General features: G+C 38.8%; 17 protein-coding genes. All 17 read left to right on the top strand.

Annotated features, from left to right (window positions below):
* Window positions 1-49 precede the first annotated feature (49 nt).
* The 17 genes from FD20_RS00855 to yidD all read left to right on the top strand — a co-directional run bounded on the left by FD20_RS00855 (window position 50) and on the right by yidD (window position 14,703).
* A complete protein-coding gene (locus FD20_RS00855) occupies window positions 50-637 on the top strand; it encodes a thymidine kinase (protein ID WP_057735683.1) in 588 nt (195 codons plus the stop codon).
* A 64-nt stretch (window positions 638-701) separates the two neighbouring features.
* Window positions 702-1,784, top strand: coding sequence for a peptide chain release factor 1 (gene prfA, locus FD20_RS00850; RefSeq protein ID WP_057735620.1), 1,083 nt, complete (start codon window positions 702-704; stop codon window positions 1,782-1,784).
* Window positions 1,777-2,631 carry a peptide chain release factor N(5)-glutamine methyltransferase gene (gene prmC / locus FD20_RS00845; RefSeq protein WP_057735618.1) on the top strand — a complete coding sequence of 285 codons (855 nt, stop codon included), beginning with the start codon at window positions 1,777-1,779 and terminating at the stop codon, window positions 2,629-2,631. The genes prfA and prmC overlap by 8 nt, the downstream gene beginning before the upstream one ends.
* A gap of 12 nt (window positions 2,632-2,643) precedes the next feature.
* Complete coding sequence (locus FD20_RS00840; RefSeq protein ID WP_057735617.1) at window positions 2,644-3,672, top strand: L-threonylcarbamoyladenylate synthase; 1,029 nt, start codon at window positions 2,644-2,646, stop codon at window positions 3,670-3,672.
* A 54-nt stretch (window positions 3,673-3,726) separates the two neighbouring features.
* Complete coding sequence (gene upp / locus FD20_RS00835; RefSeq protein WP_057735681.1) at window positions 3,727-4,356, top strand: uracil phosphoribosyltransferase; 630 nt, start codon at window positions 3,727-3,729, stop codon at window positions 4,354-4,356.
* A gap of 335 nt (window positions 4,357-4,691) precedes the next feature.
* The gene (gene atpB / locus FD20_RS00830; protein WP_057735615.1) at window positions 4,692-5,405 is read left to right on the top strand and encodes a F0F1 ATP synthase subunit A; all 714 of its coding nucleotides are present in this window, start codon (window positions 4,692-4,694) and stop codon (window positions 5,403-5,405) included.
* Between the two features lie 19 nt (window positions 5,406-5,424).
* Window positions 5,425-5,649, top strand: a complete 225-nt coding sequence (atpE, locus tag FD20_RS00825) for a F0F1 ATP synthase subunit C (protein WP_057735614.1) — start codon at window positions 5,425-5,427, stop codon at window positions 5,647-5,649.
* A gap of 48 nt (window positions 5,650-5,697) precedes the next feature.
* Window positions 5,698-6,222 carry a F0F1 ATP synthase subunit B gene (gene atpF / locus FD20_RS00820; protein WP_057735612.1) on the top strand — a complete coding sequence of 175 codons (525 nt, stop codon included), beginning with the start codon at window positions 5,698-5,700 and terminating at the stop codon, window positions 6,220-6,222.
* Complete coding sequence (atpH, locus tag FD20_RS00815; RefSeq protein ID WP_057735610.1) at window positions 6,209-6,751, top strand: ATP synthase F1 subunit delta; 543 nt, start codon at window positions 6,209-6,211, stop codon at window positions 6,749-6,751. Before atpF ends, atpH begins: the two co-directional genes overlap by 14 nt.
* A gap of 22 nt (window positions 6,752-6,773) precedes the next feature.
* Window positions 6,774-8,285: a F0F1 ATP synthase subunit alpha gene (gene atpA, locus FD20_RS00810; RefSeq protein ID WP_057735609.1), complete on the top strand. Its 1,512-nt coding sequence runs from the start codon at window positions 6,774-6,776 to the stop codon at window positions 8,283-8,285.
* Window positions 8,286-8,304: 19 nt separating this feature from the next.
* Window positions 8,305-9,252 (top strand): F0F1 ATP synthase subunit gamma, encoded by a 948-nt coding sequence (locus FD20_RS00805; RefSeq protein WP_057735607.1) that lies wholly within the window; start codon window positions 8,305-8,307, stop codon window positions 9,250-9,252.
* A 22-nt stretch (window positions 9,253-9,274) separates the two neighbouring features.
* Complete coding sequence (atpD, locus tag FD20_RS00800) at window positions 9,275-10,678, top strand: F0F1 ATP synthase subunit beta (RefSeq protein ID WP_057735606.1); 1,404 nt, start codon at window positions 9,275-9,277, stop codon at window positions 10,676-10,678.
* A 17-nt stretch (window positions 10,679-10,695) separates the two neighbouring features.
* A complete protein-coding gene (locus tag FD20_RS00795) occupies window positions 10,696-11,121 on the top strand; it encodes a F0F1 ATP synthase subunit epsilon (RefSeq protein WP_057735605.1) in 426 nt (141 codons plus the stop codon).
* A 475-nt stretch (window positions 11,122-11,596) separates the two neighbouring features.
* Window positions 11,597-11,833 (top strand): DUF1146 family protein, encoded by a 237-nt coding sequence (locus tag FD20_RS00790; protein ID WP_057735603.1) that lies wholly within the window; start codon window positions 11,597-11,599, stop codon window positions 11,831-11,833.
* Between the two features lie 80 nt (window positions 11,834-11,913).
* Entirely contained in the window at window positions 11,914-13,218 is a 1,305-nt protein-coding gene (gene murA / locus FD20_RS00785; RefSeq protein ID WP_057735602.1) for a UDP-N-acetylglucosamine 1-carboxyvinyltransferase, read from the top strand.
* 200 nt (window positions 13,219-13,418) lie between these two features.
* Window positions 13,419-14,414: a rod shape-determining protein gene (gene mreB / locus FD20_RS00780; protein ID WP_057735600.1), complete on the top strand. Its 996-nt coding sequence runs from the start codon at window positions 13,419-13,421 to the stop codon at window positions 14,412-14,414.
* A 40-nt stretch (window positions 14,415-14,454) separates the two neighbouring features.
* On the top strand, window positions 14,455-14,703 hold the full coding sequence (gene yidD, locus FD20_RS00775; protein ID WP_057735599.1) for a membrane protein insertion efficiency factor YidD: 249 nt from the start codon (window positions 14,455-14,457) through the stop codon (window positions 14,701-14,703).
* Window positions 14,704-14,720 lie beyond the last annotated feature (17 nt).

Genomic DNA, 14,720 nt, shown 5'->3' with positions numbered 1-14,720 from the left:
GAAAATCATATATACTTATCAGGAGAGTCTTGATTTGGAGTGGATCATTTTGGCACAATTGTTTTTTCGTTATGGAGCAATGAATAGTGGTAAAAGTATAGAAATATTGAAAGTTGCGCATAACTATGAAGAACAGCACAAAAGTGTTGTTATAATGACTAGTGCAGTTGATAAACGTGAACAGGTAGGATATATTTCAAGCAGAATTGGATTAAAGCGGGAAGCTGTTCCAATTTATGAGAAGACAAATATATTCCAGGAAGTTATTGGACGGAATCCGCAAACAGCATGTGTGCTTGTAGATGAAGCACAATTTTTAAGCAAGCACCACATAATTGAACTGGCAATGATTGTTGACAAGTTGCAGATACCGGTTATGACTTTTGGCTTAAAGAACGACTTCCGTAATGAATTATTTGAAGGCTCAAAATATCTTTTACTCTACGCGGATAAAATAGAGGAAATGAAAACAATTTGCTGGTTCTGCCAGAAAAAGGCCATTATGAATCTGCGAGTTAGTGATGGAAAGCCAGTCTACGCTGGGGAACAGATAATGTTGGGCGGAAATGAGTCTTACTATCCAGTATGTCGGCGTCATTATCTGCACCCACCGCTTTCAGCACAAGAAGGAAACTAGGGAAGATATATATTTGTCATCTGTTTTTTATAGAAGAACTTATTTTTGATGGAGGAAATTATTAATGAACGATTTGTTTGATAGACTGCAGACCCTTAAGGATCGTTATGAAGAATTGGGAGGCTTGCTGTCTGATCCAGATGTTATTTCTGATACCAAACGTTTTACTAGTTTGTCGAAAGAAATGGCTGACTTGCGTGAAACGGTTGAAAAGTATGACCAATATAAAAAAGTTACTAATTTAATTAAAGAGGACGAAGAACTACTCGGCGAGAAGCTTGATGATGAGATGGCTGCAATGGCCAAAGAAGAATTAGCAGAAGCCAAGACTGAACGCGGAAAATTGGAGGAAGAGATTAAAGTTCTACTGCTTCCCAAGGATCCTAATGATGATAAAAATATAATCATGGAAATTCGAGGAGCTGCTGGCGGCGATGAGGCTAGCCTCTTTGCCAGTGATCTTTTCAGTATGTATGCTAAGTATGCTGAAAAGCAGAATTGGTCGATAGAAGTTTTGGATAAGAATGTCACCGAAGTTGGAGGATTTAAGGAAATTGCTTTACTTATCAATGGTGACAATGTTTATTCTAAGTTAAAATATGAAAATGGCGCTCATCGTGTTCAACGTGTGCCTGTTACAGAGTCAGCAGGGCGGGTTCACACTTCCACAGCAACAGTAGTAGTTATGCCTGAAGAAGAAGACGTTGAAATTGATATTGATCCGAAAGATATTCGTGTTGATGTTTATCGTTCTTCAGGTGCCGGTGGACAACATATTAACAAAACTTCATCAGCTGTTCGAATGACTCATCTTCCAACTGGAATCGTTGTTGCGATGCAGGATCAACGTTCACAACAGCAAAACCGTGAAAAAGCAATGAAAATCTTAAAGGCACGTGTTTATGATTATTATTCATCTAAGGAACAAAATGAATATGATAAGAACCGTAAGTCGGCTGTTGGAACAGGGGATCGTTCTGAAAGAATCAGAACTTATAATTATCCACAAAATCGTGTTACAGATCACCGTATAGGTCTCACCTTGAACAAGTTGGATCGAATTATGAATGGTGAACTTGAGGAAGTAATTGATGCTTTAATTTTGTATGATCAAACAAAGGCTTTGGAGAATTTACAAAATGAGTAGTGTAACCTATTTTGAAGCCCAAAAATGGGCTTCTTCTTTTGTGTCTGACCATAAAATTGATGAAAGTGTAGTCAACTTGCTCCTGTTGGGAATGAAGAATTGGAACTTAACTGATTTGTTAATGAATTATCAGCAACAAATGCCGCAACATGAGTTTGAAAAGTTCAAAGACATGCTGAATAAGGTGTATCATGGCTGGCCGCCACAGTATCTGCTCGGTGAAGCTGACTTTTTTGGACGTAAATTCAAAGTTACAGAAAACACTCTGATTCCCAGACAGGAAACAGAAGAGTTAGTTGAATGGGTACTGAATGATTTTGGAAATAATCAATCTGATTTAAAAATAGCAGATATTGGGACAGGAACAGGGATCATTGGTATTTCGCTAAAATTGGAGAGGCCTTTGTGGGATGTAACACTGACTGATGTTTCTCCCGCAGCACTTTCTGTGGCACGAGAAAATGCCCAAAGATATGGACTTGATATAAAAAGTATTTGCAGTGATTTATTTGCAACATTAAAGGGGAAGTTCAATATTATCGTATCCAATCCACCTTACATTGCTGAGTCGGAAAAATATTTGATGGATCAAAGTGTTATTGAACACGAGCCCCACGTGGCACTCTTTGCGGCAGAAAAAGGTCTATTTGTTTATCAACGAATTGCTGCAGAAATCAGTTCTTATCTTGAAAAAGAGGCTGTTTTGTATTTAGAAATCGGTTTTCGCCAAGGAAAAGCTGTAAAGCAGATTTTCCAGCAAGCATTTCCAAGTGCAGATATTTTTTTGAAAAATGATATCACAGGCCATGATAGGATGATTAAAGTTGTTTTTCATAATGATCAATGAGAAGGTGGAGAAATGTTAATCACGAAAATATATAAAACTGAAGAAATTGATAAAGCAGCTGATGAATTAAGAAAGGGAGAGTTGATAGCTTTTCCAACCGAAACTGTGTACGGCTTAGGTGCTGATGCAACCAATGAGCAGGCTGTTAAACGAGTTTATCTGGCTAAGGGACGTCCGTCAGACAATCCCTTGATCGTTACTGTTTCATCGTTTGAAATGATGAAACAGTATGTTGATGATATTAGTGAAGATGCACAGAAATTGATTCGTCATTTTTGGCCAGGATCTTTGACTTTGATTTTTAAAATCAAGCCAGGTTCGTTATCAAAGGCTGTAACAGGAGGGCTGGAGACAGCTGCATTTAGAATGCCTGATAATAGCGTAACGCGTAATTTAATTGATCTTGCAGGCGTGCCGCTAGTCGGGCCTTCAGCCAATTCGTCTGGTAAACCAAGCCCAACAACTGCAAAACACGTTTTTCATGATTTAGAGGGTAGAATTGCAGGGATCGTAGATGATGGACCGACGACCGTGGGTGTTGAATCTACTATCTTGGATATGTCATCTGAAGTTCCCGCTATCTTACGACCCGGAGCTGTTTTAGGCGAAGAAATCGAACAACTTCTCGGTAAAAAGATTCTTTTTGATCGACATAAAGTCGGTAAAACAGAGACACCAAAGGCTCCAGGAATGAAGTATAAGCACTATGCGCCAGATGCTCAGGTTTTGATTGTTAAGCATGAAGATTGGCAGGCGGCTTTGGAATGGGCAAAAAATCGCGCTGAATCTGTCGGAGTGATGGCCTTAAAGGCTGATCTTGGGGTAAACTTACCAAATAATTGTATTTTTTATGATTTAGGTACAGATATTCATACCGCCAGTCAACGCCTCTTTGCTGGTCTTAGATATTTTGACAATGAGCAGGCTGTGAATTGGATTCTAGCAGCAGCATTTCCGGAAAAAGACTTGGGTGCGGCCTATATGAACCGTTTAAGGAAGTCAGCTGGAGATAGTTTTTTTGAAAATTCAAAATTGAGCTAGCAAAAAGTAATGTTATCAGCTAAAATATATTAGGAAGAAAAAGGAGTGGCTAAATTGGGAAAGTTTGAAGTATTGAATCACCCACTGATACAGCATAAGTTAACGATTATCCGCAACGAAGACTGTGGTACTAGAGAATTCAGGCAGGTCGTTAATGAAATTGCAGAACTAATGGCATATGAAGTTTCACGTGATATGCCTTTGGAGGATTGCGAAGTTAAGACACCTATTACTAAGACGATTCAAAAACGTCTTGCAGGTAAAAAAGTCGTGATTGTTCCTATTCTCCGTGCAGGTTTGGGAATGGTTGATGGGATTCTTGAATTGATTCCTGCGGCTAAAGTTGGTCATGTTGGTATGTATCGTGATGAAAAGACTTTGAAACCTACAGAATATTTTGTTAAGATGCCGGATAATTTGGCGAGTCGTGATATTTTTATAGTTGATCCGATGCTGGCGACAGGCGGTTCAGCCATAATGGCTGTTGATGCGCTTAAAAAACGTGGTGCTGTGAATATTAAGTTTGTTTGCTTAGTAGCTGCTCCTGAAGGCATAAAAGCTCTGCGGGATGCTCATCCTGATATTGATGTTTTTGCTGCTGCGCTTGATGATCACTTAGATGAAAATGGGTATATTGTTCCTGGCCTTGGTGATGCAGGCGATCGTCTGTTTGGAACAAAATAATAAGCATAAAAAGTAGAGTTTTGGTAACATGGAATGTTACCAAAGCTCTTTTTAATATCATAAATTGTTTTTTTACCCATTGAGAACATTTACACAAAAACATTGAAAATACTGAAAATTGTTTTTCTTAAAAAAAATATTATCCGACCGTAAACATGATTAAATAAGCATAGAATGCGCTTTCCTGGGTTTTCAATGACATTTTGTGTTTTTTGTAAATTGGTGGTATGATTTCTTGTGTATTCAAAGACTCAGTTTCTTTGGAACCTTTTGTACCATGCTTTTTCCCATAATTGTTGGGTCGTACATCCAACTGTGAAAAGAGGTGAGACTTGGTGAATGAAGGAGCTTATGTTCAGGAGCTTTTTGGTATTCCCTTTAATCTTAGTAACGATATTCCAGGATTGATAGCGGCAGCAGTTGTCTTTTTTTTATTGTTTTGGCTGTCAAGAAACATTCAGTTGAGACCTAATAAAAGGCAAAATTTTATTGAATGGATAATCGATTTTACTAATGGAATTATTAAGGGCATAATGCCGGATGAAGAAGGCAAAAAATTCGGACTATTGGCATTTACGTTGTTTGTATTCATATTTATATCCAACCAATTGGGACTAATGCTTCAATTGACTGCAAACGGGACGAGTTATATTTCAAGTCCAACGTCTAGTGCCATGACTACGCTGTCGTTGGCGTTTATGGTTCTTATGCTTGCACATTTTCTCGGTGTGAAAAAATTTGGCTTCAAGGGGTATTTTAAGAATACTTATTTAAGCCCCATTCCATTTTTATTCCCACTAAGTGTGCTTGAAGAATTCACGAATTTTTTGACGTTAGCTCTTCGTTTGTACGGGAATATTTATTCCGGTGAAGTTTTATTGAAGTTGATCTACAAGTTTGCAACTTCTTTTGGTATTGCATCGTTTATTCCAGCGGTACCGCTAGAATTAATCTGGCAGGGGTTCTCTGTCTTTATTGGAAGCATCCAAGCCTACGTCTTTGTTACATTGACAATGGTTTATATTTCTCAAAAAGTTGAAAAAGAGTAAACAAGGAGGATTTCTAATTATGAGTTCATTAGCTTTAATTGGTGCAGGTTTAGCTGCAGCTGGTGCTGCCATTGGTGGTGCTATAGGTAACGGTCTTGTTATTTCTAAAATGTTGGAAGGTATGGCTCGTCAGCCAGAATTATCAGGTCAACTTCGTACAAACATGTTTATTGGTGTTGGTTTAGTTGAAGCTGTTCCTATCATCTCAATCGTTATTTCATTCTTATTATTGGCTCAAGGCTAAAAAAATCTTTTGTCAATATTTAGTTGAGTATGGAGGAGGTGTCAATAGATGAGTTCAACATTTTTGTTAGGAGCTGCAAATGGGGTTCAATGGGGCGATACGATCTTTTATCTTGTTCTCTTCATAGTTTTAATGGCATTGTTGAAACATTTCGCTTGGGGTCCAGTAAGCGAAATGATGGACAAACGTGCTGATAAAATTTCTGGTGATCTTGATTCTGCAGAATCAGCACGAAAAAAAGCAGAGGACTTAGCTACACAGCGCCAGGATGCTTTAAAGGATTCCCATTTTGAAGCTTCTAAAATAATTGAACGAGCAAAGAAGAATGGTGAACAACAAAAGGCTACAATCGTTAGCGATGCACAGGAAAGAGCGCAGACGTTAAAGGTGAATGCTAAAGAAGATATTTCACGTGAACGTCAAGATGCTTTAGACAGTGTAAAAAATGATGTTGCAGAATTATCTATTGAAATTGCTTCGAAAATCATTCGCAAAGATTTAGATGCAAATGATCAGAAGGCCTTAATTGATTCTTATATCGAAGGGTTGGGGAAGCAAAATGAAGCTAAGTAGAGAAATGGTTGCCCATCGTTATGGAAAGGCTTTGTTCGATTTAGCTGGAGAACAAGATATTCGCCAGTCTTTATTAGAAGAACTGACAGAATTGAAAAAAATATTTGAAGAACAACCAGAGTTGAACGTGTTTTTAACGAGTAAACAAATTTCATATTTAGATAAGGTGAAGATGGTAAAACTTCTAACGAAGACAGCATCGCAAACAGTCACTAATTTATTAAATATGACTTTTGATTATGGGCGTATCTGTAATTTGGACGCGATCATTAATGAGTATATTAGGTTAAATGATGAATTTGAAAAGACAGTTCGAGCATCTGTTGTTACTGCCATCAAATTAGAAGATGCTCAAAAAGAAAGACTTGCATCTTCATTTGCAGGCGTAGTTGGTGCTAAAAAGGTTTATCTTGATGAAAGGATTGACCCTGAGATTATTGGTGGGGTTGTTCTTAAGTCGAATAGTTACATTTATGATGGTTCGATCAAGACAAAGATTGCGCACATCAAACGTCTGTTATTGAAATGAATTATAAAGAGGTGAAACTTCTATGAGCATTAAGGCTGAGGAAATCAGTGCTCTGATTAAGCAACAATTAGCGAATTATCAAGATGAGCTCAGTGTGGATGAGGTCGGTACCGTTACTTATGTTGGTGATGGTATTGCTCGTGCCAATGGGCTCGATAACGCCTTAGCTGGTGAATTATTAGAATTTGATGATGGCACATATGGAATGGCTCAAAACTTAGAGTCGAATGATGTTGGTATCGTTATTCTGGGTTCATTCAAGGGGATTCGTGAAGGCGATAATGTTAAACGTACAGGACGTATTATGGAAGTTCCAGTTGGGGACGCTCTAATAGGAAGAGTTGTTAATCCTTTGGGACAAGCCATTGATGGCTTAGGCGAAATGAAGACCACGAAGACACGACCTGTTGAAAAGAAAGCTCCTGGCGTTATGGAACGTCAATCAGTTAAGGAACCTCTTCAAACAGGGCTTAAAGCTATTGATGCTTTAGTTCCAATTGGACGTGGACAACGTGAATTGGTTATTGGTGATCGTAAGACTGGTAAAACATCAGTTGGAATCGATACTATTATTAACCAGAAAAATGAAGATATGATTTGTATTTATGTTGCGATTGGTCAAAAGGAATCGACAGTTCGCGCACAGGTTGAAACGTTACGTAAGTATGGTGCAATGGATTACACGATCGTTGTTTCTGCTGGTCCTTCATCACCTGCGCCTTTACTGTGGCTGGCTCCTTATGCTGGTGCAGCAATGGGTGAAGAGTTCATGTATAATGGCAAGCATGTTTTGATTGTTTACGATGATCTTTCAAAACAAGCTGATGCTTATCGTGAACTTTCTTTGATTTTGAGACGTCCGCCTGGTCGTGAAGCATACCCTGGTGATGTTTTCTACTTGCATTCACGTTTGTTGGAACGTGCGGCTAAGTTAAGTGATGAATTAGGTGGAGGTTCAATGACTGCTCTGCCATTTATTGAAACTAAAGCCGGTGATGTTTCTGCTTATATCCCAACTAACGTAATTTCAATCACTGATGGTCAGATCTTCCTTGACAGCGATAACTTCTATTCTGGTGTTCGTCCTGCGATTGACGCTGGTACTTCTGTTTCTCGTGTAGGTGGTTCTGCACAAATTAAAGCTATGAAGAAAGTTTCTGGTACTTTGCGTTTGGATCTTGCTTCTTACCGTGAACTTGAATCATTTGCGCAATTTGGTTCTGATTTAGATGAAGCAACACAGTCTAAGCTGAATCGTGGACGTCGTACAGTTGAGGTATTGAAACAACCTTTACACAAGCCGTTGGTTGTCGAAAAACAAGTTTTGATCTTGTATGCTTTGACACATGGTTTCTTAGATGCAGTACCTGTAGATGATATTATGCGTTATCAGAGTGAATTGTTTGATTTCTTCGATAATAACAACAAAGACTTGTTAACTTCAATCAAAGAGACGGGCAATTTACCTGATACGGATAAACTTGATTCTGCTCTTAAGGATTTTGCAGAGTCTTTTCAAGCAACCGCAAAATAAGAAAGGTTGGTGAGAGTTAATGGGGGCTTCTTTACAAGAAGTTAAGCGGCGTATCTCTTCAACTAAGAAGACAGAACAAATCACTGGTGCAATGCAGATGGTTTCGACTGCCAAGTTGAGTCAGATACAACGCCACACGACTAGCTATCAAGTCTATGCGGATAAGATTCGCAGCGTTATCACACATTTGGCGCAAACGCATCTTCTGGATGGAAAAGTAATCAGCGACTCGGCCAGCACACCTAAAAAAGAGAAGGATCAAGTCAGTGGGCTTGATATGTTGACTAAAAGGAATGTCAAACATACTGGGATAGTCGTCATAACATCTGATCGAGGTCTTGTTGGAAGTTACAATAGCAACGTGATCAAACAGACGATGGAATTGATAAAAAATGCGGGTCATACTGCTGACGATACGGTAATTATCGCCTTAGGTGGAACTGGTGCCGATTTCTTTAAAAAACGCGGTTATAATGTTGCTTTTGAATATCGCGGCATTGATGATATACCGAAGTTTAGAGATACACAACAATTAGTTAAAAAAATTGTTGGAATGTATGATGATGAAACGTATGATGAACTGTTTGTTTGTTATAATCATTTTGTTAATACGTTGACCTCAGAGTTTCGTGCTGAACAAATGCTTCCAATCTCGGCAATTAATATTGGAAGTGATGATTTAACACAGAAATCAGATGAGGGGTACGCTCCAGTGTATGAAATGGAGCCTTCGCAGGATGCAATCCTAGAGGTTGTATTGCCACAATATGCAGAAAGTTTGGTTTATGGGGCTATTTTGGATGCTAAAACTTCAGAACACGCTTCTAGTTCAACTGCAATGAAGTCCGCAACGGATAATGCGAAGGATATTATTTCCTCGTTGGAGTTACAATTCAATCGTGCACGTCAAAGTGCCATTACAACAGAAATTACAGAGATCACGGGTGCACAAGCTGCCCTAGATTAGGATGACAGGAGGAATTAACAAGATGAGTTCTGGTAAAGTAGTTCAAGTTATCGGGCCTGTTATTGATGTTCAATTTCCTCTTAGTGAATCTTTACCCGATATTAACAATGCGCTTCATGTGGAACGTGAGGATGGCTCAAAATTAGTCATTGAAGTTGCACTTGAATTAGGCGATGGTGTAATGCGCACGATTGCTATGGATTCAACAGATGGCATAAAGCGTGGAGCAAAAGTTGAAGACACAGGTTCTTCAATCAGCGTTCCTGTTGGTAAAGATACATTAGGAAGAGTATTTAATGTTTTAGGAGATACCATTGATAACGGTCCGAAGTTTGATAAGGATGCACGTCGCGATCCTATTCATCGTGATGTTCCAGCTTATGATCAACTGAATACTGGGGTTGAAATCCTTGAAACAGGTATCAAGGTTATTGACCTTCTTGCACCTTATGTCAGAGGTGGGAAAATCGGACTCTTCGGTGGTGCCGGTGTTGGTAAAACAGTTTTGATTCAAGAGCTGATTCATAATATTGCTCAAGAACATAACGGTATTTCGGTTTTCACTGGTGTTGGAGAACGTACACGTGAAGGTAATGACCTTTACTTTGAAATGAAAGATTCCGGTGTTCTTGAGAAGACTGCTATGGTGTTTGGTCAGATGAACGAGCCACCTGGTGCACGTATGCGTGTTGCCCTAGCAGGCTTGACAATTGCTGAATATTTCCGTGATGTTGAAGGTCAGGATGTGCTATTATTTATTGATAACATCTTCCGCTTTACACAAGCGGGTTCTGAAGTATCAGCTTTGCTTGGCCGTATTCCGTCAGCCGTTGGGTACCAGCCAACTTTGGCTACTGAAATGGGACAACTGCAAGAACGTATTACATCAACAAAAAAAGGTTCGGTTACATCTATTCAAGCCGTTTATGTTCCAGCTGATGATTATACTGATCCAGCTCCAGCAACGACTTTCGCTCATTTGGATGCGACAACTAACTTGGAACGTAGTTTGACTCAGCAGGGTATTTATCCTGCTGTTGACCCGTTGGCATCGACATCTAGTGCTTTGGAACCTGAAATTGTTGGGGAAGAGCATTATAAGATTGCGGTTGAAGTGCAACATGTATTGCAGAGATATCGTGAATTGCAAGACATCATTTCTATTTTAGGAATGGATGAACTTTCTGATGAAGAAAAAGTAATCGTTTCACGTGCACGCCGTATTCAATTCTTCTTATCCCAAAACTTCTCAGTTGCTGAACAGTTTACGGGTGTTCCAGGATCATATGTACCAGTTGAGGAAACGGTTAAAGGATTCAAGGAGATTTTGGAAGGCAAGTATGATGATCTTCCAGAAGATGCTTTTCGTTCAGTCGGCCGGATTGAAGAAGTCGTTGAAAAGGCAAAAAAAATGGCTAGCAAATAATAAGGAGGTAACGTTTAATGGCTGAGCAATCTGTTTTGACAGTTAATATTGTTACTCCTGATGGTAGTGTCTATGAAGAAAAAACTACAATGGCTATCTTTAAAACGACTGTTGGTGAAATCGGTGTTTTGCCGAATCATATTCCGTTGCTTGCCTCACTTCAAATTGATGAAGTTCGTGTGAAAATTGATGGAACTGATGATAAATTTGAGGAAATTGCTGTTAGTGGTGGCTTTGTAGAATTCTCAAAAAACATCGCGACTGTTGTTGCTAATAGTGCTGAACTTAAAGAAAACATTGATTCTGACCGTGCTGAGCGTGCTCGAAGACGTGCAGAAGAAAAACTTGCACGTGCAAAACAAGAACACGATGTTGACACACTGCGCCGAGCGGAAGTTTCATTGCGACGGGCAGTAAACCGTTTAAATATCTCAAAACATTAAATATTGGTTTAGTGTTTTAATGAAGTAATTGCGGCGTAAAGGGTCGATATTCTTTGATGCAAGTAACCATGTGCTAACTGGTTTACCTGCAGTTGTTTAAGCAGTGGGTTGGCTTTTAGAGAACACATCAGTTAATTATTTAAAATTAGTGTGACAAAAATCAGAGCTTTTTGGATGCTAAGATCGATTTGCAAATATAGTTCAAGTTGAACTTGTGAGTAATTCGTTGTTAGTCAGAAAGATGATTTTTGAAACATGTTGATAATGAGGATCAGTGATGAAACTAATGTTTTGTCACTGATTCTTTTTTGTTTTTCGTTCTATATGCAACAAAATGATAACTTTTTTTAAATTCGCTTCAAAACCTTTTTCATATGGGTAAATAATTAAAATATTACAAATTAGTTACATTTTTGAAGACGGACGTTTTTTTTTATGCTATTATTAATCTGAAACAATTAAGGGGTTGTTTTTAATGAAGTACTATGGCTTTTTAGCTTTGCTGACATTAGTAAGTCACTTTGCTTTCATTACGGTGGCTTTTACGAGTCTTCAGTCTTTGCGTCTTGATCGCTGGATAACTCCTAGCAAACAAAGATATTTTAATATTTTGTTAGTGATGTTAGCAATTACGATTGGTTATACTTGTAGCTCCTTCTTTCTTAGTTTTGTTGATAATGTTCGTAATCTTACATACTTGCTGTCATTCTGATCAAGCATATGTTTTAATTGTGTCTTTTGTGCTGTAGTTTAATTATTTGTTGAATAATGAGACGTTTTGGAGGAATTGTATTGGAAAAGATTATCGTTCACGGTGGAAATCCACTAAAAGGTGAAGTTACAATTGAGGGGGCAAAAAATGCTGTTTTGCCCATTTTAGCAGCTAGTTTATTAGCAAGTGAAGGTAAAACTTATTTGGATAATGTTCCAGTTTTATCAGATGTTCATATGATGAATAATATGTTACGATTCCTGAACGTTAAGGTTGACATGGATGAGTCAAAGAAAACTGTTTCTCTTGATGCCACAGCTAAACCTTCATATGAAGCTCCATTCAAGTATGTTTCTAAAATGCGTGCTTCGATCGTTGTGTTTGGCCCTCTATTAGCTAGATTAAAACATGCCAAAGTTGCAATGCCGGGTGGTTGTGCTATTGGATCACGTCCAATCGATTTACATCTGAAAGGATTGGCTGCAATGGGGGCGAAAGTTGAACAGCATGATGGGTATATTGAAGCCTTTACGAACGGTTTGGTAGGTGCTAATATTTACCTTGATTTTCCAAGTGTTGGCGCAACTCAAAATATTATGATGGCTGCGACCCTCGCTGAGGGAACCACTATTATAGAAAACGTTGCACGTGAACCGGAAATTGTTGATTTAGCAAACTTTCTTAACCAAATGGGAGCAAAAGTTTCTGGAGCAGGAACAGAGACAATTAAAGTGACGGGTGTAAAAAATCTGCATGGCGTGCAACACACTGTTATTCAAGACCGAATTGAGGCTGGGACTTTTATGGTAGCTGCAGCTGTCACAAACGGTAATGTTTTGGTCAAAAATGCCATTGCGGAACATAATAAGCCACTGATTTCGAAACTAGAAGAAATGGGAGTAACTGTCATTGAAGGTGATGATGGTATTAGAATTATTGGAACATCCGATTTAAAACCGGTTTCCGTAAAAACTTTGCCGCATCCTGGTTTTCCAACAGATATGCAGCCGCAATTATCGGTATTGCAATTATTGGCAGCAGGTACGAGTATGTTGACAGAGACTGTTTTTGAGAACCGTTTTATGCATCTTGAGGAATTACGCCGCATGAATGCTAAATTTAATATTGAAGGCAATTCTGTTGCCTTAGAGGGGCCAACAGAATTTCACGGTGCTGAGGTTGAGGCAACTGATTTGCGTGCTGCAGCTGCTTTGATCTTAGCAGGGCTTGTAGCAAAGGGCTATACACAGGTATCACAGCTTAAATACTTAGATCGTGGTTATTATGATTTTCATAAAAAACTAGCTAGTTTAGGAGCAGAGATAAAACGTGTGAATGATGAAGTTTTAGAGACTTACCCATTACACCAAATTACTAAATCGTGATGAAAAATTATTGACCTTATTAGTTGCTGCATATCAAATACAGCCAACCTTAAATTTTTATATTGTTTGTCAGCACAAATGATCGAATATTTTTGTGTAAGCTTATTTGTGCTATAATGATAATGATTTTTTGCATATAATCTATGCTGGTATTAATTGATTATGCAGCAATGCATCCATTTTATTGAAGGAGAGTAATTATGGCTAAAGATATTGGTATTGATTTGGGAACTGCTAACGTTTTAATCAATGTGCAAGGTAAAGGCATTGTTTTGAACGAGCCTTCAGTGGTTGCGATCGATACACATACGGGACGCGTCTTAGCGGTTGGATCAGAAGCATACAAAATGGTTGGCCGGACACCTAGCAATATTCGTGCAATCCGACCACTTAAAGATGGTGTGATTGCTGATTTTGATATAACAGAGCAGATGTTGTCTTATTTTATAAAGAAATTAAATGTTAAGGGTTTTATGTCTAAGCCGAATATTTTGATTTGTTGTCCGACTAATACGACTTCAATTGAACGCAAGGCAATTCGACAGGCTGCTGAAAAATCCGGTGGGGGCGCTGTTTATCTCGAAGAGGAACCTAAAGTTGCTGCAATCGGTGCAGGACTAGATATTTTTCAACCTCATGGAAGTATGGTTATTGATATTGGAGGTGGAACAAGCGATATCGCAGTAATTTCTTTAGGCGATATTGTGGTTAGTCGCTCTTTGCGCGTTGCAGGCGATCGTCTGAGCAACGATATTTCTTCTTATGTGAAGAAGAGACATTCTCTTCAGATAGGAGAACGGACCGCTGAAAAAGCAAAAATTGAGATTGGAACGGTTGTTGCTGGCCACCGAAAGAAAGCAATGGAGATTAGAGGACGTGACATCGTAAACGGATTGCCACGAACGATACAGTTATCTTCAAATGAAATCGAGCAGGCACTGCATGATACGATGATTTCAGTAATTTCGGCTGCTAAAGAAGTTCTAGAGCAGACACCACCTGAATTAGCCGCGGATATTATTGATCGTGGTGTTATTTTAACTGGTGGCGGGGCATTGCTGGATGGCATCGACCAATTATTCTCAGATCATCTGAAGGTTCCTGTAACGGTAGCTTCTACGCCTTTAGATGATGTTGCTTTAGGAACTGGCAATTTGCTGAATCACATTGCGAAAAGTAAAAAAAGAAAAAAATAATGCAATCGGATAAAAGGTGAATTTGAAAGAAGGGTACAGCATGAGCAAGTTACTAATAACATTAGTTCGTGCCTATCAGAAGTTCATTTCACCTTTTTTTCCTCCAAGTTGCCGTTATTATCCCACATGTTCGCAATATATGCTGGAAGCTCTTAAAAAGCATGGAGCGTTAAAGGGAACGTTGATGGGAATTGCACGTCTTTTGAGGTGCCACCCCTTTGTGCGTGGTGGATATGATCCAGTTCCAGAGTATTTCAGTTTAAAACGAAATCAAAAAGGTAAAAAGTAAAGTATTATTAGGAGGAG

Origin of the sequence: Liquorilactobacillus uvarum DSM 19971, assembly GCF_001434935.1 — a bacterium.
Lineage (GTDB): Bacteria > Bacillota > Bacilli > Lactobacillales > Lactobacillaceae > Liquorilactobacillus > Liquorilactobacillus uvarum.
The sequence above is the reverse complement of the archived record's forward strand: the minus strand, read 5'-3'. Positions and strand labels throughout refer to the sequence as shown.

Coding starts and splice junctions, on each gene's coding strand:
- prfA (WP_057735620.1), top strand. CDS start 702: ATGAACGATTTGTTTGATAGACTGCAGACCCTTAAGGATCGTTATGAA.
- prmC (WP_057735618.1), top strand. CDS start 1,777: ATGAGTAGTGTAACCTATTTTGAAGCCCAAAAATGGGCTTCTTCTTTT.
- FD20_RS00840 (WP_057735617.1), top strand. CDS start 2,644: ATGTTAATCACGAAAATATATAAAACTGAAGAAATTGATAAAGCAGCT.
- atpE (WP_057735614.1), top strand. CDS start 5,425: ATGAGTTCATTAGCTTTAATTGGTGCAGGTTTAGCTGCAGCTGGTGCT.
- atpF (WP_057735612.1), top strand. CDS start 5,698: ATGAGTTCAACATTTTTGTTAGGAGCTGCAAATGGGGTTCAATGGGGC.
- atpH (WP_057735610.1), top strand. CDS start 6,209: ATGAAGCTAAGTAGAGAAATGGTTGCCCATCGTTATGGAAAGGCTTTG.
- atpA (WP_057735609.1), top strand. CDS start 6,774: ATGAGCATTAAGGCTGAGGAAATCAGTGCTCTGATTAAGCAACAATTA.
- FD20_RS00805 (WP_057735607.1), top strand. CDS start 8,305: ATGGGGGCTTCTTTACAAGAAGTTAAGCGGCGTATCTCTTCAACTAAG.
- atpD (WP_057735606.1), top strand. CDS start 9,275: ATGAGTTCTGGTAAAGTAGTTCAAGTTATCGGGCCTGTTATTGATGTT.
- FD20_RS00795 (WP_057735605.1), top strand. CDS start 10,696: ATGGCTGAGCAATCTGTTTTGACAGTTAATATTGTTACTCCTGATGGT.
- FD20_RS00790 (WP_057735603.1), top strand. CDS start 11,597: ATGAAGTACTATGGCTTTTTAGCTTTGCTGACATTAGTAAGTCACTTT.
- mreB (WP_057735600.1), top strand. CDS start 13,419: ATGGCTAAAGATATTGGTATTGATTTGGGAACTGCTAACGTTTTAATC.
- yidD (WP_057735599.1), top strand. CDS start 14,455: ATGAGCAAGTTACTAATAACATTAGTTCGTGCCTATCAGAAGTTCATT.